This is a genomic window from Kitasatospora sp. CMC57 (assembly GCF_045866025.2).
GTDB lineage: Bacteria > Actinomycetota > Actinomycetes > Streptomycetales > Streptomycetaceae > Kitasatospora.
Genome location: NZ_AP035881.2, coordinates 1317088 through 1338864, shown reverse-complemented (window position 1 = coordinate 1338864; position 21777 = coordinate 1317088). Strand labels below are relative to the sequence as shown.

Annotated in this window: 18 protein-coding genes; 5 read left to right on the top strand and 13 right to left on the bottom strand. The window is 73.0% G+C overall.

The annotated features are described in order from the left end of the window. Positions 1-6 precede the first annotated feature (6 nt). From ACKUU6_RS06125 to ACKUU6_RS06080, 10 genes are all read right to left on the bottom strand, one after another. Positions 7-801, bottom strand: a complete 795-nt coding sequence (locus ACKUU6_RS06125; RefSeq protein WP_407992051.1) for an inositol monophosphatase family protein — start codon at positions 799-801, stop codon at positions 7-9. A 176-nt stretch (positions 802-977) separates the two neighbouring features. Next, on the bottom strand, positions 978-2150 hold the full coding sequence (locus ACKUU6_RS06120) for a type III PLP-dependent enzyme (protein WP_407987425.1): 1173 nt from the start codon (positions 2148-2150) through the stop codon (positions 978-980). Further along, positions 2150-3859 carry an IucA/IucC family protein gene (locus tag ACKUU6_RS06115; protein WP_407987424.1) on the bottom strand — a complete coding sequence of 570 codons (1710 nt, stop codon included), beginning with the start codon at positions 3857-3859 and terminating at the stop codon, positions 2150-2152. Before ACKUU6_RS06115 ends, ACKUU6_RS06120 begins: the two co-directional genes overlap by 1 nt. After that, on the bottom strand, positions 3859-5049 hold the full coding sequence (locus ACKUU6_RS06110; protein ID WP_407987423.1) for an MFS transporter: 1191 nt from the start codon (positions 5047-5049) through the stop codon (positions 3859-3861). Before ACKUU6_RS06110 ends, ACKUU6_RS06115 begins: the two co-directional genes overlap by 1 nt. After that, positions 5049-6737: an IucA/IucC family protein gene (locus ACKUU6_RS06105; protein WP_407987422.1), complete on the bottom strand. Its 1689-nt coding sequence runs from the start codon at positions 6735-6737 to the stop codon at positions 5049-5051. Before ACKUU6_RS06105 ends, ACKUU6_RS06110 begins: the two co-directional genes overlap by 1 nt. Beyond that, entirely contained in the window at positions 6734-7930 is a 1197-nt protein-coding gene (locus ACKUU6_RS06100; protein ID WP_407987421.1) for an ATP-grasp domain-containing protein, read from the bottom strand. The genes ACKUU6_RS06105 and ACKUU6_RS06100 overlap by 4 nt, the downstream gene beginning before the upstream one ends. Positions 7931-7991: 61 nt before the next feature. Further along, positions 7992-8990: an ABC transporter substrate-binding protein gene (locus ACKUU6_RS06095; protein WP_407987420.1), complete on the bottom strand. Its 999-nt coding sequence runs from the start codon at positions 8988-8990 to the stop codon at positions 7992-7994. Positions 8991-9078: 88 nt separating this feature from the next. Then, a complete protein-coding gene (locus tag ACKUU6_RS06090) occupies positions 9079-9885 on the bottom strand; it encodes an ABC transporter ATP-binding protein (protein ID WP_407992050.1) in 807 nt (268 codons plus the stop codon). A gap of 29 nt (positions 9886-9914) precedes the next feature. Beyond that, on the bottom strand, positions 9915-10970 hold the full coding sequence (locus ACKUU6_RS06085; protein WP_407987419.1) for a FecCD family ABC transporter permease: 1056 nt from the start codon (positions 10968-10970) through the stop codon (positions 9915-9917). Further along, complete coding sequence (locus ACKUU6_RS06080) at positions 10967-11986, bottom strand: FecCD family ABC transporter permease (RefSeq protein WP_407992049.1); 1020 nt, start codon at positions 11984-11986, stop codon at positions 10967-10969. The genes ACKUU6_RS06085 and ACKUU6_RS06080 overlap by 4 nt, the downstream gene beginning before the upstream one ends. Positions 11987-12156: 170 nt before the next feature. Here ACKUU6_RS06080 and ACKUU6_RS06075 point away from each other — a divergent pair, with 170 nt between their 5' ends. Then, positions 12157-12882 carry a (2Fe-2S)-binding protein gene (locus ACKUU6_RS06075; protein ID WP_407987418.1) on the top strand — a complete coding sequence of 242 codons (726 nt, stop codon included), beginning with the start codon at positions 12157-12159 and terminating at the stop codon, positions 12880-12882. Positions 12883-12944: 62 nt separating this feature from the next. On the opposite strand, the gene ACKUU6_RS06070 is transcribed toward ACKUU6_RS06075, so the two are convergent. Both ACKUU6_RS06070 and ACKUU6_RS06065 read right to left on the bottom strand, forming a co-directional pair. Then, entirely contained in the window at positions 12945-14165 is a 1221-nt protein-coding gene (locus ACKUU6_RS06070) for an MFS transporter (protein WP_407987417.1), read from the bottom strand. A 197-nt stretch (positions 14166-14362) separates the two neighbouring features. Continuing rightward, the gene (locus ACKUU6_RS06065) at positions 14363-15103 is read right to left on the bottom strand and encodes a MerR family transcriptional regulator (protein ID WP_407987416.1); all 741 of its coding nucleotides are present in this window, start codon (positions 15101-15103) and stop codon (positions 14363-14365) included. Positions 15104-15246: 143 nt separating this feature from the next. Between ACKUU6_RS06065 and ACKUU6_RS06060 the strand changes: the two genes are divergently transcribed. Genes ACKUU6_RS06060 through ACKUU6_RS06050 form a run of 3 tightly spaced genes read left to right on the top strand, consistent with a single transcriptional unit; the run spans position 15247 to position 18571 of the window. Next, a complete protein-coding gene (locus ACKUU6_RS06060) occupies positions 15247-16770 on the top strand; it encodes a flavin-containing monooxygenase (RefSeq protein WP_407987415.1) in 1524 nt (507 codons plus the stop codon). Next, positions 16767-17690, top strand: coding sequence for an alpha/beta fold hydrolase (locus ACKUU6_RS06055; protein WP_407987414.1), 924 nt, complete (start codon positions 16767-16769; stop codon positions 17688-17690). The genes ACKUU6_RS06060 and ACKUU6_RS06055 overlap by 4 nt, the downstream gene beginning before the upstream one ends. Next, entirely contained in the window at positions 17687-18571 is an 885-nt protein-coding gene (locus ACKUU6_RS06050) for an SDR family oxidoreductase (RefSeq protein WP_407987413.1), read from the top strand. Before ACKUU6_RS06055 ends, ACKUU6_RS06050 begins: the two co-directional genes overlap by 4 nt. A 71-nt stretch (positions 18572-18642) precedes the next feature. Here the strand turns inward: ACKUU6_RS06050 and ACKUU6_RS06045 are convergent, their stop codons facing one another. Continuing rightward, the gene (locus tag ACKUU6_RS06045; protein WP_407987412.1) at positions 18643-20862 is read right to left on the bottom strand and encodes an NADP-dependent isocitrate dehydrogenase; all 2220 of its coding nucleotides are present in this window, start codon (positions 20860-20862) and stop codon (positions 18643-18645) included. Positions 20863-20996: 134 nt separating this feature from the next. Here ACKUU6_RS06045 and ACKUU6_RS06040 point away from each other — a divergent pair, with 134 nt between their 5' ends. Further along, complete coding sequence (locus ACKUU6_RS06040; RefSeq protein ID WP_407987411.1) at positions 20997-21764, top strand: SDR family NAD(P)-dependent oxidoreductase; 768 nt, start codon at positions 20997-20999, stop codon at positions 21762-21764. The last annotated feature ends 13 nt before the right edge of the window (positions 21765-21777 follow it).

Below are 21777 nucleotides of genomic sequence, written 5' to 3'. Positions count from 1 at the left end.
TAGGGCTCAGCCGAACAGCGTCGCTCTGACCCGCTCCCAGACCACCGGGTCGGCGGCGACCAGCAGGCCGTCCGTACCACCGGGCGGCTCCGGCCGGTAGCCGCTGCCGTCCAGGCGGGCGGAGACCCCGCCCGCCTCGGTGACCAGCAGGGAGCCGGGGGAGTGGTCCCAGGGCAGGGTGCGCCAGTACAGGATGAACTCGGTCTCGCCCTCGGCGATCTGCGGGTACTCCATGCCCGCCGAGCGCAGGCCGTAGCCGGTCTTCCCGAAGGTCCGGACGGCGGTCTGCAGGCGGTGGTGCTCGCCGGGGTCGAGGAAGCGGCTCTTCACCGAGCCGCGCCACTTCTCGGGAGCGTCGGTGACGGCGGGGCGAGTCAGCCGGTGTCCGTCCCGCCAGGCGCCGGCGCCCAGCTCGGCGGAGTACGCCACTCCGCTGACGGGCTGCCAGATCCAGGCGGCGACGGTCTGTCCGGCGCGAACCAGGGAGGCCATCACGGCGAAGTCCGGGCGGCCCGCGACGAAGTTCGAAGTCCCGTCCACCGGGTCCACCAGCCAGACGGCCGGTTCGGAGCTGAGCGCCTGGGCCAGCGCCGGATCGGCGGCCACCGCCTCCTCACCGACCACCGGGACGGGCAGCAGCTCGCGCAGCCGCCGGGTGATGATCACCTCGGCCTCCCGGTCGGCGATCGTGACGATCTCCCCGGGGGCCTTCTCGATCACCTCGCCCGCGGCCAGTGCCCGGAAACGCGGCTCGACCACCTCGGCCGACGTCTCGGCGAGGATCTCGGCCACCTTCTCCATCAGCACGTGCGCGCTCCCTTCGCTGGGTACCACTCTCGCACGTCCTCCCGGCCACGACCTGCGGCGCCCCACCGTCCGGCGGCGTCCGCGTCCGGTGCCGGGTGGGCAGCGAGGAACGCCGGCCGAGGAACGCTGGGCGGCCGAGGAACGCCGGCAGGCCGGGGAACGCCGCGCCGTCAGCCGAGGAAGTGGAAGCCCGGCCGAGGGTGCATCAGGAACTCGTGGTGCGAGATGTTCCAGGCGTACGCCCCGGCCATCGCGAACACCACCCGGTCACCGGCCCGCAGCCGCTCCACCGGAATCCCCGCCGCCAGCACGTCCTTCGGTGTGCAGAGCTGCCCGGCCACGGTGACCCGGCCGGTGGTCACGGCGGGCCGCTCCCAGGGGTGCGGCCAGTCAGCCACCGGGAGCACGGTGAACGGCTGGTTGTGTCCCCGGGTGGCGGGGGTGCGCAGGTGGTGGGTGCCGCCCCGGACGATGGCGAAGTCCTCGCCGTGGCTCTGCTTCACGTCCAGCACCTCGGTCGCGTAGTAACCGCAGTACGAGGTGAGCGCCCGGCCCGGCTCGATCCGCAGGGTCAGCCCGGGGTGCCGGTCCAGCAGCTTCACCAGCCCGGTGCCGAAGGCCGTCCAGTCGAAGCGGGCCGCCGGGTCCGCGTAGTCCACCGCCATGCCGCCACCGACGTTGACCTCCTGGAGGGTGATCCCGTGCCGCTCGGCCAGTGCGACCGACCATTCCACCACCTGCTCGGCGAGCGTGAGTTGGGCCTCCGCCGGCAGGCCGCTGGCCAGGTGGGCGTGGACGCCGACCAGGCGCAGCCGCTCGAAGCCGGGTTCGGCGAGCAGCCGTACGCAGCGCGAGACCAGTGCGGGATCGAGGCCGAAGGAGGTGGGCCGGCCACCCATCGCGAGCTTCACCGAGTCGAGCGAGCCGTCCGTCACCGGCAGGTTGGCGCGCAGCAGCACGTCCACCGGGCCGTCGGCGAGCGCGGCCAGCAGCCGCAGCTCGTGCTGGCTCTCCACGTGCCAGCGCCGGACCCCGAGCCGGAGCGCGGTCGCGATCTCGTCCGGGGTCTTGCCCGGGCCGCCGAAGGCCAGCGGATGATCCGGTACGGCTGCTCGGACATGGGCCAACTCGCCGCCGGAGGAGACCTCGTAGCCGTCCACGGCGAGGCCGAGCGCGGCCAGGATCTCCGGCTCGGGGTTGGCCTTGGCGGCGTAGTAGAGCTCGACCCGCTCGGGCAGTGCGGCCCGGACGGCGGCGGCGTGCTCGCGCAGCGCGGCCAGATCGTAGACGTAGACCGGGAACTGCTCCGGCGTCAGCGAGGTGAGGAGGTCATCGAGGGACATCAGGCACTCCAGCTCAGGGCCAGCACGGATTCGCCGAGCGGCGAGGGCAGCGGGACGTACCCCGCCTCCCGGTCGGCCTTGCGCTCCCAGCGGGTGAGCAGGTTGGCCTTGGCGGGCAGCGGGACGCCCGCGAGCAGGGCGGCCAGCCGGGGCGGGCAGCCCTGTTCCTCGCCGAACTCGCCGAGCACGGTGCGGAGTTCGTCCCAGAGGGCGGCCTCCAGGGTCGGATGCTGGTCGGCCAGGGCGGAGACCAGCTCCGACAGGTGGTTGACCACCAGGCAGTACACCACCCGGTCCCAGCCGCGCTGCGCGTCGTAGGCCATCGGCCCGGCCACCTCGGGCGGCAGGGTGGCCAGCAGCTCGGCGTTGCGTTCCGGCAGCAGCTTTGTGCCCTCCAGGTCGCGGAACAGCACCTGGGCCGGACGCCCCTGGTCGTCCACGCCGAGCAGGACGTTCTGCAAGTGCGGCTCCAGCACCACGCCGTGCTCGAAGTAGGCGGCCAGCACCGGCGGCACCACCAGCCGGAGGTACGCGCCCCACCAGTCGAGCGCCCCGGCCGGGCCGGAGTCACCCAGCAGGGCGCCGATCTGCGCGGAGCTTGTCGGGTACTCGTCGGCCACGGCCGCCGCGAGCAGCGCGGTGACGCCGGGGCGGAGGTGCTGCTCCAGGCCCTCCCGGACGATCAGCCCGAAGCCCTCGAAGAGCGAGTTGTCCACCACACCGTCCGGGCCCGGCAGGGCCAGGGTGCGGAAGGCGGGCTCGCGCAGCATGGCCGCGTCGGGGTACTGCACGGCCAGCTTCGCGAACGGCTCGGCCAGCAGTCTGGTCAGGGTGACGGCGCCGGTCAGCTCGTACGCGGCGTTCTTGCGCAGGCAGTTGGTGATCCGGACGTTCAGGCTGAACTTCAGGAAGGCGCCCGCACCGTGCAGGGTGCGCACCGAGGCGGTGGCGGTGAACGGCACTCCCCGCTCGCCGAGGTCGATCACGTCGCCGCGCTCCATCGCCGCGGCCAACCCCGGGTGGTCGCAGAGCAGTTCGTACTGCCAGGGGTGGGAGGGCAGCAGCGTGTAGCCCTCCGGCACCTCGCCCAGCGAGTCCAGCAGCGCCAGCGCCGTCGGGTCGGCGGTGTCCTGGGCGACGTACTCGGTGCGTACCGCGAGGTGGCGCAGCCGGAACGCGGCGCGGGCCTCGGGGGCGTAGTCGTCCCAGGAACCGCGCTCGGCGTAGCGGGACTTGGGCGCCGGATGGAAGCGGTGACCGAACACCAGGGCCTGCTCGGACTCCAGGTAGCGGTCCGGTCCGGGGGCGGGCCTGCGGTCCAGGCCGTGCGCCACCCCGGCGCGGCTGGAGGTCAGCTGGGTGAGGAACTCCTCGTTCCGCACCCCGGTGCGCAGCGTCAGCTCGGCCTGGACGTGCTCGGCCAACTCCTGCCAGCCCAACTCCCGCCAGCCGTCCGGGCCTTCCTCGAAGACCGGGCCGGTGAAGCGGTGCGCGCCGGTGAGCGAGGTGCGGCGCAGCGCGATGTTGAGCGCGACGCCCCGGCGGGGCAGCCGCAGGTGCAGTCGGCCGTCGACGATCGCGGTCTGGTGCTCGGGGCCCGAGACCTCGCGGAGCAGGCAGTTGAGCAGGGTGTGGGTGACGGCGTGATCCGCCGTGGGCAGGGTGGTGGGCCCGGCGGCGGCCGGGGCGATGTCGATCGGGGAGGGCATCAGTTGCTCCTGCGGGAGAGGAGGACGAGGGAGGCGGCGGCCAGTGCGGCCACGGTGCCGGTCAGCACCGGGGCGGTCGGGCCGAAAGCGCTGTTGACCAGCGCGGCGACCACCCCGGCGGCGACGGCGCCGCCCTTGGAGACGAATTCGAGTGAGCCGAACATCCGGCCCGGGGCCCGTCCTCGGCACGCCTCGGCGGCGAGCACCGAGAGACAGACCAGGCCGAGGGTCAGGCCGACGCCCAGCAGCAGCCGGGCGAGGGTGAAGGTGAGCAGGGAGTCGGCCGGGCCGTGGGCGGCCAGACCGAGCGCGACGAAGGCGAAGCCGATCGCCAGGCCGGTGCGCGGCCGCTCCAGGAAGCGGGTGTGCACCCGTCCGGCGGCGACCAAATAGCACAGGTGCGGCAGCGCGAAGAGCAGGCCGGTCACCGTGCCGGACACACCGGGCAGCTTCTGCTCCACCATCGCGACCAGGTACGGGAAGGAGACGATGGTGGAGAAGACGAAGGCGAACTCCACCGTGTAGAGCAGCTTGAGCGATCCCGGTACGACGTCGGCGGGCTGCTCGGCGGCCGTGGCCGGCCGGACCGGCCGGGACGGCTCGGGCAGCAGGGCGAGGAGCCCGGCGGCGAGCAGCGGGAGGACGGCCATCACCAGATACTGCCGGTGCGGGGATATCCAGGGCGAGAGGGCGCCGACCAGGATCGGCGCGGCCACCAGCGAGGCCCGGGCGCTGCCCTGCATCAGGGTGAGCGCCCTGGAGAGCCGGGGGCCCTCCAGGGCGGCGGCCAGGTAGCCGTTGGTGGCGGCGAAGGTGCCGCCGAGGAAGCCCTGGAGCACCAGCGCGACCGTGAAGGCGGGCAGACTGTCGGCCCAGCCGGCGATCAGGAACGAGACGGTGAGCCCGAGTTGGGCCCGCAGCAGCAGCCGCTTGCGGCCGTACCGGTCGGCCAGCCGGCCCCAGAGCGGGGCACCGAGGCCGCTGAACACGGTCGGCACGATGTAGAGCACGCCGGCCCAGCTGCCGTCCTGGTCGCCCAGCCCGGGGAGGATCCGGGTGAGGAACGGCGGCAGGCCGAGCGCCGCGAAGGAGGCGACGAAGTAGCAGGCGGCGATCGCGTGCACCTGGCGGCGGTCCAGCCCGGCAGGGGCGGGCGCGGTCAGCGTGCGCTCGGCTGCTGCGGTGCTCATCAGACCTCCAGGCGTAGGTAGTTCGGTCCGCTGGTGTAGTGCTTGTTGATGTCGCTGGCGCCGGAGCGCTCCTTGCTGAGCAGCGATCCGGCGGTGACCATTGCCTTCACCGGCAGCCGCTCGGCGTCCAGCAGCGCGGCCCGCAGCGGGTCACCGGCCGGGCCGAGCCGGCCGATCGAGCGCTCCAGCTCGGCGCGCAGCAGGCCGAGCAGCTCGGCCAGCGGGGCCCGGCCGTGCGCGGCCAGACCGAAGGCGAGCGAGGCGGTGCACAGGTGGCCGGTGATCGTGGTGAACAGGTCGGTGAGCGCCCGGTCACTCCGCGAGAAGACTCGGGCGTCCTCGAACTCGCCGACGAGGGAGCCGATTTCGCCGAGCCGGTCGGTGTTCACCCGGGGGCCGTCGTTGTCCTTGTAGAGCAGCCGCAGCCGGGTCGCGCCGTCCACCCGGTCGAGCACCAGCGAGGTGTTCTGCTGGTGCGACTCGAGGGCGATGCCGTACCCGAACAGGACGGTCTGCCAGTCCAGCAGCAGGGCCAGCAGCTCCCGGTAGAGGGCGGTCACCGAGCCGTCGTAGAACCGCTCGGCCAGCAGGTCGACCACCAGTCCGCCGGGCGCCGGGGCGAGCAGCGCGGCCAGCGGCACCGTCAACGCCCGCTCCAGGCCGGCCGGGTAGCGCCGGACCAGGACCGCGAGCAGCTCGTGGCCGGTGTGCGCGTACCCCTGCTCGTCGGCGTGCAGGATCCGTCCGGTCAGGCGCGGTTCGCGGGCCAGTACGGCTTCGAACAGCCGCTGGCCGGCCGCGCCGTCCTCCAGGGTGCCCGGCTTGATGGTGCGTCGGTTGCGCAGGCCCAGGGTGGCGGTGGTCAGCGGCAGCTTGAGGTGCCACTCGGGGTGCTCGGTCAGGGCGACGGTGCGCATCGACAGGGTCGGCACCACCTCCAGGTGGGAGACCTCGGCGAGCACCGCGCCCGGTACGGCGGCGAGCGCCTCACGGGCGCTCAGCGGGTGCACGGGCACAGCGAGGTGACTGTCAATCAGCTCGCCAAGGCCCAGCTGCGCCAGGCGCGGCCACCAGGCGGGGCGTGGCCCGATGGTGTCCACGGCCAGCGCCCCGGCCGGTACGGCCAGCCAGTTCAGTTCGAAGCTCGGGTGGAACTCCGGGGCGTAGCTCAGCAGTTCGTCCTGGCTCAGACCGGAGCGGCCGCGGGCGGTCGGGTAGACCGGGTGGTCCAGGAAGGCGGCCAGGGTGTCGAAGCCGAGCGAGCCGGCCAGGCCGGTCCAGTCGGCGGGCCGCTCGCCCAGCCGGAGCGCCAGCAGGTCGTGCACCTGGCCCTGGATGTCCGCATGCAGTTCCATGGTGGCCAGGGTCTGCCGGCACTCCTCGGCGAAGGCGCGGTAGCCGTCCCGGTCCTGCGGATCGGCCAGCTGGGCCAGGTGGGCCAGGATCTTCGGGAGTTCCGTGACCGGCTCGTCCTCGACCGTCAACAGCGGCAGGCGAGCGGTCAGTTCGCTCTGGAAGCCGTCGGCCCTGACCGGCAGGGCGAGCGTCCCGGCCCGGAGCCAGCGGCCGTCCGGCCGGTCCTCCACGGTGCTCTGGGTGCGCAGGCCGAGGACGTCCTCGCGGAGCAGCGCGCCGAGCACCCGCAGGGTCAGCTTCTCGGCCTGGGCGGAGCGGGCGTCGACGCTCATGCGGAGATCTCCCAGCGGTTGGCGGCGATGAACTCGGCGACCGAGCGGTCCACCGCCGTCTGGTCGGTGCCTACCGCCCAGATCACGCCCAGGTAGTCGCGGTTGGTGCCGTAGTGGTCGTGCCGTTCGCCGACCGAACGGAACGGGCGGTAGCTGAGCCGGACGCCGTCCCGCTCGTGGTCGAAGGCCTCCGGGGCGGCGGTGAGCACCCCCGCGCGGTCGGCGCAGACCGCCTCGTTGCGGGCCCGGCCGTCGGTGCGGGCGCCGAGGTCGGCGGGCAGCGGGATGCCGAGGTGGGCGCGGAGCACGTGCTCGAAGAACGGGATCTCCAGCAGCTCGGCCAGCATCAGGTCACACTGGTCGCCGATCGCCCGGTAGTTGATCTCGATGATCCTGGCCCGGCCGTCCTCCTGCACCACGAACTCGGTGTGGCAGGCGCCGAGTCCGACGCCGACGGCGTCCAGCTGGGCGAGCACCTGCGCGGTCACCGCCTCCGGGTGGGCCGGGACGAACTCGAGCACCTCCTCGATGAAGTTCGGCGGCGGCGAGAGCCTGGTCCGGAAGCCGCCGAGCACGTGCCGCCGGGTGCCGTCGCCGAGCGTCTCCAGGGTGTGGAGCTCACCTGCCAGGAACTCCTCGACCACCAGCGCCGTACCGGGCCGGCGGGCCCGGATCGCGGCCACCCGCCCGCCCAGCTCGGCCGCGTCGGCGACCAGCGCCACGTCCTCGCTGGCCACACCCTCGCGCGGTTTGACCACGCAGGGGAACGGCGGCGAGAGCTCGGCCGGGTCCTGCCCCGGCGCCAGTTCGCCGGACCAGACGGCGTCCAGCCCGGCGGCGGCCAGGTGGCGGCGGAACTGCGCCTTGTTCTTGGCCCGCAGGGTGGCCTTCCAGTCCTTGCCGGGCAGCCCGAAGTACTCGGCGGCCAGCGCGGCCTGGGTCTGCAGATGGTCGCTGTTGCTGAACACCGCGTCCGGGGTAGGGAGTTGCGAGATCAGGCCGATCACCTCGCGGTGGTCGTGGACGTCGCACTCCAGCACCTCGGGTTCGAACTCCCGTCCGGCGTAAGCCTTCCGGTGTGCCTCGGCGGAGTCGGTGAGCACCGTCACCGACAGGCCGAGCCGCGCGGCGGCGGGCAGGAAACCGTCGGTGACGGAGTCGGTGGGGTTGAGCGCGAGCAGGTACATCCGCATGGTGAGGGGTCCTCCGTCTGTGCAGGAGGGCCGGGGGCTGTGCGCCCCCGGCCCGAGGGGGCTACTTGGGCGCGTCCACGCCGGCGGCCTTGGCGATGTCGCCGAGCATCTGCTCAGCCGCCTGCACGCCGATGCCCGACATCCAGGTCTCGTCCGGCACGTTGAAGACCTTGCTGTTCTTGACCGCGGTGAGGCCCTGCCAGACCGGGGTGGCCTGGACCTCGGCCTGCTTGGTCTTGGTCGGGTCGGTGGCGACGGTGACGAACACCAGGTCGGCGTCGGCCTGGTTGATCAGCTCGGGGCCGACCTCCAGCATCGCCTTGTCGACGTCCTGCGGGGCCGGACGGGCCAGGCCGGCGTCCTTCAGCACCACGCCACTGAACGAGGCCTTGGCGTACAGCCGGGTCGGGCCCGCCACGAAACGGACCACCGAGACGGTCGGCACCTTGCCCGCGTTCTTCTCGGTGACGGCCTTGCCGAGCTGGGCGGCCTGGGCCTCGTACGCCTTGAGCGCCGTGGCGGCCTCGGCCTCCTTGCCCAGCGCCTGGGCGTGGACGGCCAGGTTCTCCTTCCACGGGAAGCCCGTGGTCTCCGTCATCACGGTCGGCGCGATCGCGTTGAGCTTGTCGTAGATCTTCTCGTGCCGGACCTTCGAGGTGAGGATCAGGTCGGGCTTGAGCGAGGCGATCAGCTCCAGGTTGGGTTCGGCGCTCGGGCCGACGTCCTTGGTGCCGGTCACCTTGCCGTTGAGGTAGGCCGGGAATCCGCCCTCGGTCTTCAGGTGCGGGGCCACCGCGCCTACCGGGGTGATGCCGAGCATGGTGACGTCGTCCAGCTCACCGCTGTCCAGCACCACGACCTTCTTGGGCCGGCTCTTGATCTCCGCGGTGCCCATCGCGTGCTTGACGCTGCGCGGGAAGCCGGCGTCGGCGGCCTTCGATCCCTCGGCCGGCTTGGCGTCCGAGGAGCTGCCGCTGCTGCCGCAGGCGGCGAGCGAGACGGCCAGCGCGCTGGCCAGCAGGACGGCGGGCAGTCTGCGCAGGATGGTGGGCTGAGCCATAATCAGTTCCTTGCTGTGGGGTGTGTGCGGGCAGGTTGGGGCGACCGGCGCCGGAGCGAGGGCCGGGCCGGGAGTACGTGAGGGGGTGTCAGGCGCTTGCCTGGCGGCGGCTCCTGGCCCTGGGGACGACCAGCGGGGTGCCGGTCTCCGGGTCGGGCACCACCCGGCAGGGCACCTGGAAGACGGCCTCCACCAGTTCGGCGGTGAGCACATCGGCGGGCGGCCCTGCGGCGGCCAGCCGCCCGCCGTCGAGCACCACCAGGTGGTCGGCGTACCGGGCGGCCTGGCCGAGGTCGTGCAGCACCATCACCACCGTGCGCCCGGCCTGGTCGTGCAGGTCGGCGACCAGGTCGAGCACCTCCAGCTGGTGCCGGAGGTCGAGGAAGGTGGTCGGCTCGTCCAGCAGCAGCAGCTCGGTGTCCTGCGCCAACGCCAGCGCGATCCAAGCGCGTTGGCGCTGGCCGCCGGAGAGCTGGTCCACCGGACGGTCGCGCAGTTCGGCGGTGCCGGTGCGGACCAGCGCCTCCTCGACGGCGGCCTGGTCGGCGGCCGACCAGGGGCTGAGCATCCGCTGGTGCGGGTAGCGGCCGAGCCGGACCAGCGACTCGACGGTGATCGCCTCCGGGGTGACCGGCTGCTGCGGCAGCAGGCCGAGGCGCTTGGCCAGAGCCCGGGCCGACATCCGGTGGATGTCGGAGCCGTCGAGGGTGACGGTGCCCGCGGCCGGGGCGAGCAGCCGGGTCAGGCCGCGCAGCAGGGTGGACTTGCCGCAGGCGTTCGGACCGACGATCGCGGTGACGGAGCCGCCCGGCAGGGTCAGGTCGAGGCCCGCGACGATGGTCCGGTCGCCGTAGCGCAGGTCCAGGCCGGTGGCGGTGAGCTGGTTGCCGCTCAGCTGGGCGGCGGGGGTCAGCTGATCGGTGGTCACGACTCACTCCTCTGGGGCGGCCGCCCCTGGCGGATCATCAGGACGAGCAGCCAGGGCGCACCGAGTGTGGCGGTGACGGCGCCCACCGGAAGGCCGTGGATCGGCAGCAGGTTCAGGACGGCGTAGTCGGAGCCGAGCAGCAGCAGGGCACCGGTGAGCGCGGTCAGCACCAGCGTGGCCGGGGTGGGCGGCCCTGCCACCAGGCGGACCAGGTGCGGTACGGCCAGGGCGACGAAGGCGACCGGGCCGCACAGCGCGGCGGCCATCGAGGCCAGCACCACGGCGAGCAGGAGAAGGCCCAGCCTGGCCCGGTGCGGGTCGAGGCCGAGGCCGCCCGCCGAGTCGTCGCCCAGGTCCAGCACCGCGACCCGGCGGTACAGCAGGAAGACCGCGAGCACGGTCAGCGCGATGGCGGCGCCGCCGATCCGCACCTCGGCCCAACTCCGGCCGTACAGCGAGCCGGTGGTCCACTGGAGCGCGGAGGAGGCGAGTTCGGCCGGGAACCGGACGATCATCAGGTTGACCGCCGCCGCCAGCCCGGACTGCACGGCCAGGCCGACCAGGACCAGCCGGTTGACGGCCATCCGGGAGCGCCAGGCGAAGGCCCCCAGCAGTACGGCGGCCAGCGTCCCGCCGCCGAGTGCGGCCAGCGGGATCAGCGTCTGACTCGCGCCCAGCGCCAGCATCAGCACCGCGCCGAACGAGGCGCCGCCGGTCACCCCGACCACGTCGGGGGAGGCCAGCGGGTTGCGGAAGAGCCGCTGGAGCAGGGCGCCGGAGACGGCGAGCCCGGCCCCGGCGATCAGCGCCGAGACCACCCGGGGCGCGCGGAACTCCTGCACCACCAGGACGTTGCCCGGTTCGCCGAGCCCGACCAGTGCGCGGAGCGCGTCCAGCAGCGGCAGCTCCAGCTGACCGGTGCTCAGGGCTAGCCCGGTGAGCAGGATCAGAGCGAGAGTCAGGCCGAGGCCGAGCAGCAGGGAACGACGGCGCTGCCGGGCGATCGCGCCGGCCCTGGTCCGGAGGCCGGTGACCGGCAGGACGGAGGTCACCGGGCGGCCTTCCTGGCCAGCAGGGCGAGCATCGGGGCACCGAGGAACGCGGTGACGATGCCGACCTCGATCTCCGAAGGCCGGACCACCAGCCGCCCGAGCACGTCGGCGGCCAGCAGCAGCACCGCCCCGCCGAGCAGGCAGCCGGGGATCAGCCAGCGGTGGTCGTTGCCGAGCAGTGGGCGGACCAGGTGCGGGGCGGCCAGCCCGACGAAGGCGATCGGCCCGGCCACCGCGACCGCACCGGCGGCGAGCAGCACCACCGCGAGGCCGCCGACCACCCGGATCCTGGCCACCGGCACGCCGAGCGACTGGGCGGCCTCGTCACCGAGCGCGAGCGCGTTCAGCGAGGGGGAGACCAGCAGCGCGATCAGCAGACCGACCACGATCAACGGCAGGACGGGGGTGAGGACTTCGAGGCTGCGGGTGCCGATCGAACCGGCCAGCCAGAACCGGGCCTCGTCCAGCGTGCGGTGGCTGGCCAGCATCACCGCGGAGGTCCAGGAGGTCAGCACGGCGGTCAGGACGGTGCCGCCGAGGGCGAGCCGTACGGGGTCCAGGTCACCGGAACGCCGGGCCATCGCGTACGCCAGCACGGCGGCTGCGGCCGCGCCGGCCACGGCGAACCAGACGTACTGCAGCGGGTGGGTGAGCCCCAGCGTGAAGATCGCGATCACCACCGCCAGGCTGGCGCCGGCGTTGATGCCGAGCGTGGTGGGCGCGGCGAGCGGGTTGCGGGTCACCCCCTGGGCGACCGCGCCGGCCACGCCGAGGGCGGCCCCGACGGTCACCCCGATGATCGTGCGCGGCACCCGGAGGCCCGTCACGACATCGGCGTCGCCGCCGGTCAGACGCCCTGAGAGGGCGTCAAGCACGGTTGCCGGCGGGATCGGCCGCGATCCCAGCGCCAGGCTGAGCACGACGCACAGCGCGAGCGCCGCGAGACCGGCGAGCAGCAGCAGGGGCTGCCTGAGCGTCGCCGTGGTCCGCCGCGCCGGGGCTGGGGACTCCGGCAGTTCGGTGGTAAGCACGAGACGTGAGCTTAGGTTAGGTTTCCCTAAGTTCTCAAGTCGCCCGTGGTTCGAGCGCGAAATCAACCAGCTGCCTATAAGGTGAGCCTCACCTTAATCGATCTAGAGAGTCGGTGTCCCGGATGACGGCCGTGGTGGTCTCGTCGGACGAGAGCTTGGCCGAAACCTATCGGTCGGTGATCAGCGCCTGCGGCACGCTCCGCGTCTCCCTGCACAGCGGCCCCACGCCCGGTCAGGGCTGGCTCCCGCTCACCGAGCTGACCTCGGGTCTGGAGCTCCTGGTCGCCGCCGAGGCGGCCAGGATCGAGGCCGGGCACGGTGCCGCGCCGCGCACCCACGTGGCGGCCTCCCGGCTCCTGCACCACTACCTGTGGTCGGTGGGGCTGCTGTTCAGCGGCCCCTGGTACCTGACCGGCGAGCTGCCGGTGCTCCGGCCCGAGGACGTCTGGATCGAGATCGCCACCGGTGACCTGCGGGTCCGTCCCGGCGGCTCGGCCCCGGCCGACGAGGTCGGCCTGCGGGCGGCCGTGGCCTCCCACGTCGAGCCGGTGCTGACCGCTTTTCAGCCATACGTGAAGCGCGGACCCCGGGCGCTGTGGGGCATGGTGACGGATGATCTGGTCTCCGGGATCTGGTACCTCGGCCGGATGCGCGGCGAGGAGGAGTACGCCGCCCGGGTGGCGGAAGCCGTCCTTCCGGGTGACACCGCCCCGTTCCCCGGCGGCGCCGAGTTCCGCCGGCTGGCCGGGACCGAGGGCCGCAGCCACTTGACCAGGACCAGGCTCGGCTGCTGCCTCTACTACGCGATTGAGCCCCCGGACGCCTGCGTCACCTGCCCGCGCGTCTGCGACGCCGACCGGGTCCGCAAGCTGGAGGCCTGACGGCCGGTCACCTGAAGGACTTCGAGTCACCGATGGTGGCAAGTCCGCAGCCTGACCGCTGATCAGCCGACGGTTACAGGCCCCGGGACGCTCTCCGGTGCCCGCCGGTAGCGCCGGGCGGTGGCCGTGGCCAGCGCGAGGGCGAGGGCGGCGAGGGCGGCCGTGCAGGTGATCCAGAACGGTGCGGTGGTGTCGTGCCGTTCGGCCAGCCGACCTGCGAGCAGCGTGCCGCCCGCCTGGGCCAGCGTGATGCCGGAGACCAGGGCGGCCATCGCCTCACCCAACCGGGCGGCAGGGACGGTCCGTTCGACCAGGCCGAAGGTCGTGATCATCTGCGGTGCGATCGCCAACCCCAGACCACCGACGGCCAACGCCAGACCGCCGACACTGCCGACGGTGAGCAGCGGCAGCGAGACCGCGAACAGCAGTGCGGTCCCGGCCCGCAGCCGCAGCGGCAGGTCCCAGCGGACCGGCAGCGCGACGGTGGCCAGCCCGGCCAGCGCGCTGGTGCCGCCCATCAGTCCGTAGAGCAGGCCGGCCGCGCCGGGTCGCCCGAGCGCCTCGGTGGTCGCGGTGACCCCGACCTGGACCGAGCCGAAGCAGGTGCCGAGCAGCGCCATCCCGGCCAGCAGCGACAGGTACGGGGTGGTCAGCAGTCGTCCGGCGCCGCGCTGCCGGTCCGGGCTCCCGCCGGGCGCGGTGGGGTGCAGGGCGAACAGGGTGGCGCAGACGGCGACCAGCCCGGCGGCCGTCAGCAGCCCGGCGGCCGGTTCCACCAGGGCGGCCAGCAGGCCGATCACGGCCGGTCCCGCGGTGAACGAGACCTCGTCGAGGGTGCCGTCCAGGGAGAGCGTGGCGGAGGTCAACTCGGCGTCGCCGCCCGTGAGACGGACCCAGCGGCTGCGGGAGAGCGGCCCGACCAGCGGAACGGACAGGCCGATCAGCGTGGCGGCCGTCAGCTGCTCGTGCAGCGGACGCCCGGCCTCGGAGCCGGCCACCAGCGCCAGGATGGCCAGTGTGTTGACGGCGGCGGTCAGCAGGCCGATCGGCCGCTGCCCGTGCCGGTCGGCGAGCCGCCCGACCAGGGGGCCGCCGACCGCCTGACCGATCGCCAGTAACCCGGTGGCTGCCGAACCACGCCAGACGCTCCCGGAGTTGTGGGTGACCAGCAGCAGCGCCCCGATCGGGCACATCGCGTTCGGCAGCCGCCCGAGCGCGGACCAGAGCAGCACCCGGCCGCCGGTCAGCCTGGCGGCCGTCCCGAAGGCGGTGAACACGGCCATGGTGACTCTCCCGTACGGGCCGGTATCGGGGCGCCCGCCTCCCGTCCGCCGGCCTGACAGGTGATCATCGTGCGGGTGAGTCATGACCGTACGGCGTGCGCGGCGCCCGCCGGAAGGGTGGCTTCACCCAGGGTGGCGGAGCGGTCACGGTGCGGCACCTGTAGGACCGCCCAAGGCGCCGCCGGGGGTCGGAGGGGTCAGAGGTGCTGCTCCAGGACGGCCCGGTACTCGGCGGCCACCCGCCGGTCCATCGCCAGGGTGAACTGCGCGTCGGCCACCGTACGGGCCAGCGGCCGTAGCCGGTGCACCTGCTCGGTCAGCCGGGCGGCCTCACCGGGCGTCAGTTCCGCCGCGTGCTCCAGTGCGCCGAGCAGCTGATCGCGGATCAGCGAGGTGAAGACCTCGGCCACCGAGTCCGCGTACTCCTGCGCCTTGCGACTGGCGGCCAGCACCGCGCCGAGCGGGATGCCCTCGGCCACCAGGGCGGTGGTGGCGTCCATCAGCCGGCGGCTGACGTGGGTGATGCCGTCCTCCTCGACCGTGATGTAACCCTGGTCGATCGACTCGGCGGTGTTGCGGTCGGTGAGCTGGTCGCCGAAGGCGCGTTCCAGTTCGGCCCAGCTCAGGTGCACCGGGGTCTCGTCCGACCAGGGGGCGGTGATGGCGGCCTTCAGGCCGATCAGGTCGGCCACGTCCCGCCCGTTCTCGCCCGCGCCGATCAGCTCGGCGATGCCGCCCAGGGTGTGACCGCGCTCCAGCAGCTCGCCGATCATCCGCAGCCGGGTCAGGTGCCGCTCCCCGTACCAGGCGATCCTGCCCTCCCTGCGGGGTGGCTGGAGCAGCTTGCGCTCGCGGTAGAAGCGCAGCGTCCGGGTGCTGATCCCGGCCGCCTCGGCCAGCTCCTCGACCCGGTACTCCCGGTGCTCCTCGGTCTCCACGGCGCCCAGCATAGGGCGGCGGCCCGGAGAACCGGCTCGGTCGGGCTTCTTCCACTCGGTGTCAGCAAGGGCTACCCTGCCAATCGTGCCAGCAATCACTGGCGCGGTTCTAATGGACGGGACCAGTCCGAGGAGGCCGACGCATGGCAGGCAGCACCAAGCAGCGCCCGACCGAGCAGATCCCGCACGTCCGGGTCGCCGTGGTCGGTTCCGGATTCGGCGGCCTCGGCGCCGGGGTCCGGCTGCGCCGGGCCGGGATCACCGACTTCGTGATCCTGGAGCGGGCCGACGCGGTCGGCGGGACCTGGCGGGACAACAGCTACCCGGGCTGCGCCTGCGACGTGCCCTCGCACCTGTACTCCTTCTCCTTCGCGCCCAACCCGGACTGGCCGCGCAGCTTCTCCGGCCAGCCGGACATCCGGGCCTACCTGGAGCGGGTCACCGACACCTTCGGCCTCCGGCCGCACCTGCGGTTCAATGCCGAGGTCACCGAGCTGCGCTGGGAGCAGGAGTACACCCGCTGGCGGATCACCACCGCCGCCGGCACCTGGACCGCCGACGCGGTGGTCTCCGCCTCAGGACCGCTGGCCGACCCGCAGATCCCGGACCTGCCCGGACTGGCCGGGTTCCCCGGCAAGGTCTTCCACTCCTCGCGCTGGGACCACGACTACGACCTGACCGGCAAGCGGGTCGCGATGGTCGGCACCGGCGCCTCGGCCGCCCAGATCATCCCCGCGATCCAGCCGAAGGTCGGGAGGCTGACGGTCTTCCAGCGCACCCCCGCCTGGGTGCTGCCGCGCCGCGACCGGGAGATCTCGGCCGCCGAGAAGTGGCTGCACGCCAAGCTGCCGCCCACCGGCACCCTCCGCCGGGCCGCCCTCTTCGCGCTCCGCGAGCTGCAGGTGGACGCCTTCGTCCGCCGCCCCGGCACCCTCAGGCTGGTCCAGCAGCTCGCCGCCCACAACCTCCAACGCGGTGTCGCCGACCCGGAGTTGCGGGCCCGGCTGACCCCGGACTACCGGATCGGCTGCAAGCGCATCCTGCTCAGCAACACCTACTACCCGGCGCTGGCGGCCGCCAACACCGAGGTGGTCTCCAGTGGTCTGACCGCGCTGCGCGGCTCCACCCTGGTGGCCGCCGACGGCAGCGAGCACGAGGTGGACGCGATCGTCTTCGGCACCGGCTTCCACGTCACCGACATGCCGATCGCCCACCGGGTGTTCGGCATCGACGGTGTCAGCCTGGCTGAGGAGTGGAAGGGCGGGATGGAGGCGCTGCGCGGCTCCACCGTGCGCGGCTTCCCGAACCTGTTCTTCGTGATCGGCCCGAACACCGGCCTCGGCAACAGCTCGATGATCCTGATGATCGAGTCCCAACTCAACTACCTGATCGACGCGTTGACTACCCTGGCGGCACTCGGCGGCGGCGCCCTGCAGCCGACCGCCCGGGCCCAGCGGCAGTGGAACCTCGAACTCCAGCACCGGATGGACCGCACCGTCTGGTCCACCGGCGGCTGCCGGAGCTGGTACCAGGACGAGGGCGGCAAGAACACCGTGCTCTGGCCCGCCTCCACCAGCAGCTTCCGCCGCGCCACCCGCAGGCTCGACCTGTCCGAGTACGAGGTCGTCAGGCAGACCGCCCCCGTCGCCGAGGAGGCACTCGCATGACCAAGCTGCCCGCCGACTGTGTCCTGCCCACCGCCGAGCAGGAGTACCGGATCCGCTCGGCCGACGGCCACTGGATCCACGCCGCCGCGTACGGCCCCGAGGACGCGCCGCTGGTGGTGCTCGTCCACGGCTGGACCTGTTCCACCCGGTTCTGGGCCCCCGTCCTGCACCAACTCCTGCCCGGCCACCGGGTGGTGGTGTACGACCAGCGCGGTCACGGCCGCAGCGACGTGCCGGTCGGCGCGGCCGGGTACTCCACCGTCAAGCTGGCCGACGACCTGGAGGCCGTGCTCGCGAAGGTCGTCCCGGCCGGCGGCCGGGCCGTGCTGGCCGGGCACAGCATGGGCGGTATGACCATCATGGCCGCCGCCGACCGGGCCGGGGTGGCCGACCGGACCGCCGCCGTGGTCCTGATCAGCACCGGACCCAGTGACCTGGTGGCCGAGCTGAACGTGCTGCCCGCCGCCGTCCGCGGCGGCCTGCGCCGCTTCCTGGGGCGGCAGTTGCTCCAGTCCAGGCTGCCGCTCGGCCCGGTCACCCCGGTCACCAGGGCCGCCCTCAAGTACGCCACCATGGGCCCGGCCACCCCCGTCGACCGGGCGGACGCCAGCGCCCGGATCGTGCACGCCTGCCCGGCCAAGGTCCGGTACGGGTGGTCCCGGGTGCTCGGCAGCCTCGACCTGCACGCCCGGCTGGCCCAACTGGCCGCCCCCACCGCCGTGGTGGTCGGCAGCCACGACCGGCTGACCCCGCCGGTGCACTCGCACCGGATGCTCGCCGCGCTGCCCGCGCCGGAGGGCCTGCTCGAACTGCCCGGGGTGGGCCACATGTCCCCGATCGAGCGCCCCGCCGAGGTGGCGGGCGAGATCCGCCGACTCGTGGAGTCCCGACTGCTCACCGTCCAGGAGGTGGCCGAATGAGCCCGCAGCTGACCGGTCAGGTCGTCGTCGTCACCGGTGCCGCCCGGGGCGTCGGCGCCCTGACGGCCCGTAAGCTCGCTGAGCGCGGCGCCAGGGTCGCCCTGGTCGGCCTGGAACCCGCCGAACTCGACGCGGTCGCCGTCCGGTGCGGCCCCGACGCCTCGTCCTGGGAGGCCGACGTCACCGACCTGGAGGCGCTGCGCGGCGTGGCCCGGGCGATCCAGGACCGGTACGGCCGGATCGACACCGTGGTCGCCAACGCCGGGATCGCCATCGGCGGCCCGCTGGCCGACAGCGACCCGGCCGCCTTCGACCGGGTGATCCAGGTCAACCTGCTCGGCAGCGTCGCCACCGCCCGGGCCTTCCTGCCCGCGCTGACCGAGAGCCGGGGCTACCTGCTGCAGATCGCCTCGCTGGCCGCGATCACCCCCGCCCCGCTGATGGCCGCGTACTGCGCGAGCAAGGCCGGAGTGGAGGCGTTCGCCCACTCGCTCCGCGCCGAGGTCGCCCACCAGGGCGTCAAGGTCGGGGTCGGGTACCTGAGTTGGACCGACACCGACATGGTGCGCGGCGCCGACCAGGACGAGGTGCTGCGGCAGATGCGGGCCCGGCTGCCCTGGCCGGCGAACAAGACCTACCCGCTGCCGCCCGCCGTGGACCGGCTGGTCGCCGGCATCGCCCGGCGCTCCGCCCACGTCTACGCCCAGCCCTGGCTGCGCGGCATGCAGCCGGTCCGCTGGCTGCTGCCGAGCCTGATCGCGGCCGTCGGCTCCCGCGACGTGGCGAAGCTGGCCCCGCAGCTGCGGGCCACCGCGGGCTCCCGGCTGCGCCCGGTCGGCGCGGGCGGCGAGGCCGACACGACGGCGCGGCGTACCGACTAGGCCCCGACAGCCCGGAGACAGGCCGAAGCCCCGCCCGGATTCGGGCGGGGCTTCGGCGTTGCCGTTTACCGTCAGGCGAGGGTGGCGAGGGCCTCGTTGAAGGTCGCCGAAGGACGCATGACCGCGGCGGCCTTGGCGGGGTCGGGCTGGTAGTAGCCACCGATGTCGACCGGGGAGCCCTGGACGGCGATCAGCTCGCCGACGATGGTCTGCTCCTGGTCGGCCAGGGTCTTGGCCAGGCCGGCGAACGCACCGGCCAGCTCGGCGTCGACGGTCTGGGCGGCCAGCTCCTGGGCCCAGTACAGGGCCAGGTAGAAGTGGCTGCCACGGTTGTCGATGCCGCCGAGGCGGCGGCTCGGCGACTTGTCCTCGTTGAGGAAGGTGCCGGTGGCCCGGTCCAGCGTGTCGGCGAGCACCTGGGCGCTCGCGTTCCCGGTGGTCTGCGCCAGGTGCTCGAAGCTCGCGGCCAGCGCGAAGAACTCGCCCAGGCTGTCCCAGCGCAGGTAGTTCTCCTTGACCAGCTGCTGGACGTGCTTCGGGGCGGAGCCGCCCGCGCCGGTCTCGAACAGACCGCCACCGTTCATCAGCGGCACGACCGAGAGCATCTTGGCGCTGGTGCCCAGCTCCAGGATCGGGAACAGGTCGGTCAGGTAGTCACGCAGCACGTTGCCGGTCACCGAGATGGTGTCCTCGCCGCGGCGGATCCGGTCCAGCGAGAAGGCGGTGGCCTCGACCGGGGAGAGGATCTCGATCTGCAGACCCTCGGTGTCGTGCTGGGGGAGGTAGGTCTTGACCTTCTCGATCAGCACGGCGTCGTGGGCCCGGGTGCGGTCCAGCCAGAACACGGCCGGGACGCCGGTGGCGCGGGCGCGGGTGACGGCCAGCTTGACCCAGTCCTGGATCGGCAGGTCCTTGGTCTGGCAGGCACGGAAGATGTCGCCGGCCTCGACGGCCTGCTCCAGCACGACGTCACCGGCGGCGTCGACCAGGCGGACGGTGCCCGCGGTGGCGATCTCGAAGGTCTTGTCGTGGCTGCCGTACTCCTCGGCCGCCTGCGCCATCAGGCCGACGTTCGGGACCGAGCCCATGGTCGACGGGTCGAAGGCGCCGTGGGCGCGGCAGTCGTCGATGACGGCCTGGTAGACACCGGAGTAGCTGCTGTCGGGCAGCACGGCCAGGGTGTCGGCCTCGGCGCCGTCCGGGCCCCACATGTGGCCGGAGGTGCGGATCATGGCCGGCATCGAGGCGTCGACGATCACGTCGCTCGGTACGTGCAGGTTGGTGATGCCCTTGTCCGAGTCGACCATCGCGAGCGCGGGGCCGTCGGCCAGCTCAGCGTCGAACGAGGCCTTGATCTCCGCGCCCTGGGGGAGCGCGGCCAGGCCGTCGAGGATGCCGCCGAGGCCGTTGTTCGGGCTCAGGCCGGCGGCCGCGAGCACCTCGCCGTAGGCGGCGAAGGTCTTCGGGAAGAAGGCACGGACCACGTGGCCGAAGACGATCGGGTCGGAGACCTTCATCATGGTGGCCTTGAGGTGCACCGAGAACAGCACGCCCTCGGCTTTGGCCCGGGCGACCTGGGCGGCCAGGAACTCGTTCAGCGCGGCGGCGCGCATGACCGAGGCGTCCACGACCTCGCCCGCGAGCACCGGCACCGACTCGCGCAGTACGGTGGTGGTGCCGTCGGCCGCGACGTGCTCGATCCGGAGCGCACCGGCCTCGGCGACCACCGCGGACTTCTCGGTGGAGCGGAAGTCGTCGGCGCCCATGGTGGCGACGTTGGTCTTGGAGTCGGCCGACCAGGCGCCCATGCGGTGCGGGTGGGTCTTGGCGTAGTTCTTCACCGAGGCCGGGGCGCGGCGGTCGGAGTTGCCCTCGCGCAGCACCGGGTTGACGGCGCTGCCCTTGATCTTGTCGTACCGGGCGCGGACGTCGCGGTCCTCGTCGGTCTTCGGGTCGTCCGGGTAGTCCGGCAGTGCGTAGCCCTGTGCCTTGAGCTCGGCCACGGCAGCCTTGAGCTGCGGGATCGAGGCCGAGACGTTCGGCAGCTTGATGATGTTGGCGCCCGGCGTCTTGGCCAGCTCACCGAGCTCGGCGAGCGCGTCGGCGATCCGCTGGTCCTCGGTCAGGTACTCGGGGAAGCTCGCGATGATGCGCCCGGCCAGAGAGATGTCGCGGGTCTCCACACCGACGCCCGCTGTCGAGGCGTACGCCTGGACCACCGGCAGGAGCGAGTACGTCGCCAGGGCCGGGGCCTCGTCGGTGTGCGTATAGATGATGGTCGAGTCAGTCACCGGTACTCCGCTCCATGTCTACTAACGTCTTGATATCAAGATATCTCGTCTTCGCCCCTCCTCGACACCAACCCCTCACCGGGAACCCGCGCGGGTCGGGTACAGGGGCTGTTACCTCCGAGTACGGTCGGCACATGACGACTGCTCTCATCACCGGCGCGACCGCCGGAATCGGTGCCGCCTTCGCCCGCCGCCTTGCCAAGGACGGCCGGGACCTCGTGCTGGTCGCCCGCGACGCCGGGCGGCTGGCCGAGACGGCGGCCGACCTGACGAAGACGTACGGCGTAGAGGTCGAGGTGCTGCCCGCCGACCTGGCCACCGAGGAGGGGATCGGCGCCGTCGAGGAGCGGCTGCGCGACGGCGCCCGCCCGGTCGACATCCTGGTCAACAACGCCGGCTTCGGCAACAAAGGCTCCTTCCTGACCGTCCCGCTGGACCAGGAGCTCGACATGCTCAAGGTGCACGTCGAGGCGATCCTGCGGACCACCACGGCCGCCCTGCCGGGCATGCGCGAGCGCGGTTTCGGCGGCATCGTGAACGTCGCCTCGGTGGCGGCCTTCCTGCCGCGCGGGACGTACGGCGCCAGCAAGGCCTGGGTGGTCAGCTTCACCCAGGGGATCGCCCGCGACCTCGGCGGCACCGGGGTGCGCCTGATGGCGTTGGCACCCGGCTTCACCCGGACGGAGTTCCACCAGCGGGCCGGGATGGGGACCTCCAACGTGCCGGCCTGGGGCTGGCTGTCGGCGGAGCGGGTGGTCGACGAGGCGCTGCGCGATCTGGCCAGGGGCCGTTCGCTCTCGATCCCGGGCAAGCGCTACAAGGCGGTCGTGGCACTCGCCAGGCTGCTGCCGTCCGGCAAGCTGGGTGGCGTCTCCGCCAAGGCGGCGCGGACGTACGAGTAAGAGACCCCGGCTC

What these genes read in the sequence shown, in the direction of transcription:
- ACKUU6_RS06070 (WP_407987417.1), bottom strand. Translation starts at nt 14,165, where the DNA reads ATGGCCGTGTTCACCGCCTTCGGGACGGCCGCCAGGCTGACCGGCGGC.
- ACKUU6_RS06095 (WP_407987420.1), bottom strand. Translation starts at nt 8,990, where the DNA reads ATGGCTCAGCCCACCATCCTGCGCAGACTGCCCGCCGTCCTGCTGGCC.
- ACKUU6_RS06110 (WP_407987423.1), bottom strand. Translation starts at nt 5,049, where the DNA reads ATGAGCACCGCAGCAGCCGAGCGCACGCTGACCGCGCCCGCCCCTGCC.
- ACKUU6_RS06120 (WP_407987425.1), bottom strand. Translation starts at nt 2,150, where the DNA reads ATGTCCCTCGATGACCTCCTCACCTCGCTGACGCCGGAGCAGTTCCCG.
- ACKUU6_RS06105 (WP_407987422.1), bottom strand. Translation starts at nt 6,737, where the DNA reads ATGAGCGTCGACGCCCGCTCCGCCCAGGCCGAGAAGCTGACCCTGCGG.
- ACKUU6_RS06040 (WP_407987411.1), top strand. Translation starts at nt 20,997, where the DNA reads ATGACGACTGCTCTCATCACCGGCGCGACCGCCGGAATCGGTGCCGCC.
- ACKUU6_RS06055 (WP_407987414.1), top strand. Translation starts at nt 16,767, where the DNA reads ATGACCAAGCTGCCCGCCGACTGTGTCCTGCCCACCGCCGAGCAGGAG.
- ACKUU6_RS06115 (WP_407987424.1), bottom strand. Translation starts at nt 3,859, where the DNA reads ATGCCCTCCCCGATCGACATCGCCCCGGCCGCCGCCGGGCCCACCACC.
- ACKUU6_RS06060 (WP_407987415.1), top strand. Translation starts at nt 15,247, where the DNA reads ATGGCAGGCAGCACCAAGCAGCGCCCGACCGAGCAGATCCCGCACGTC.
- ACKUU6_RS06125 (WP_407992051.1), bottom strand. Translation starts at nt 801, where the DNA reads ATGGAGAAGGTGGCCGAGATCCTCGCCGAGACGTCGGCCGAGGTGGTC.
- ACKUU6_RS06100 (WP_407987421.1), bottom strand. Translation starts at nt 7,930, where the DNA reads ATGCGGATGTACCTGCTCGCGCTCAACCCCACCGACTCCGTCACCGAC.
- ACKUU6_RS06050 (WP_407987413.1), top strand. Translation starts at nt 17,687, where the DNA reads ATGAGCCCGCAGCTGACCGGTCAGGTCGTCGTCGTCACCGGTGCCGCC.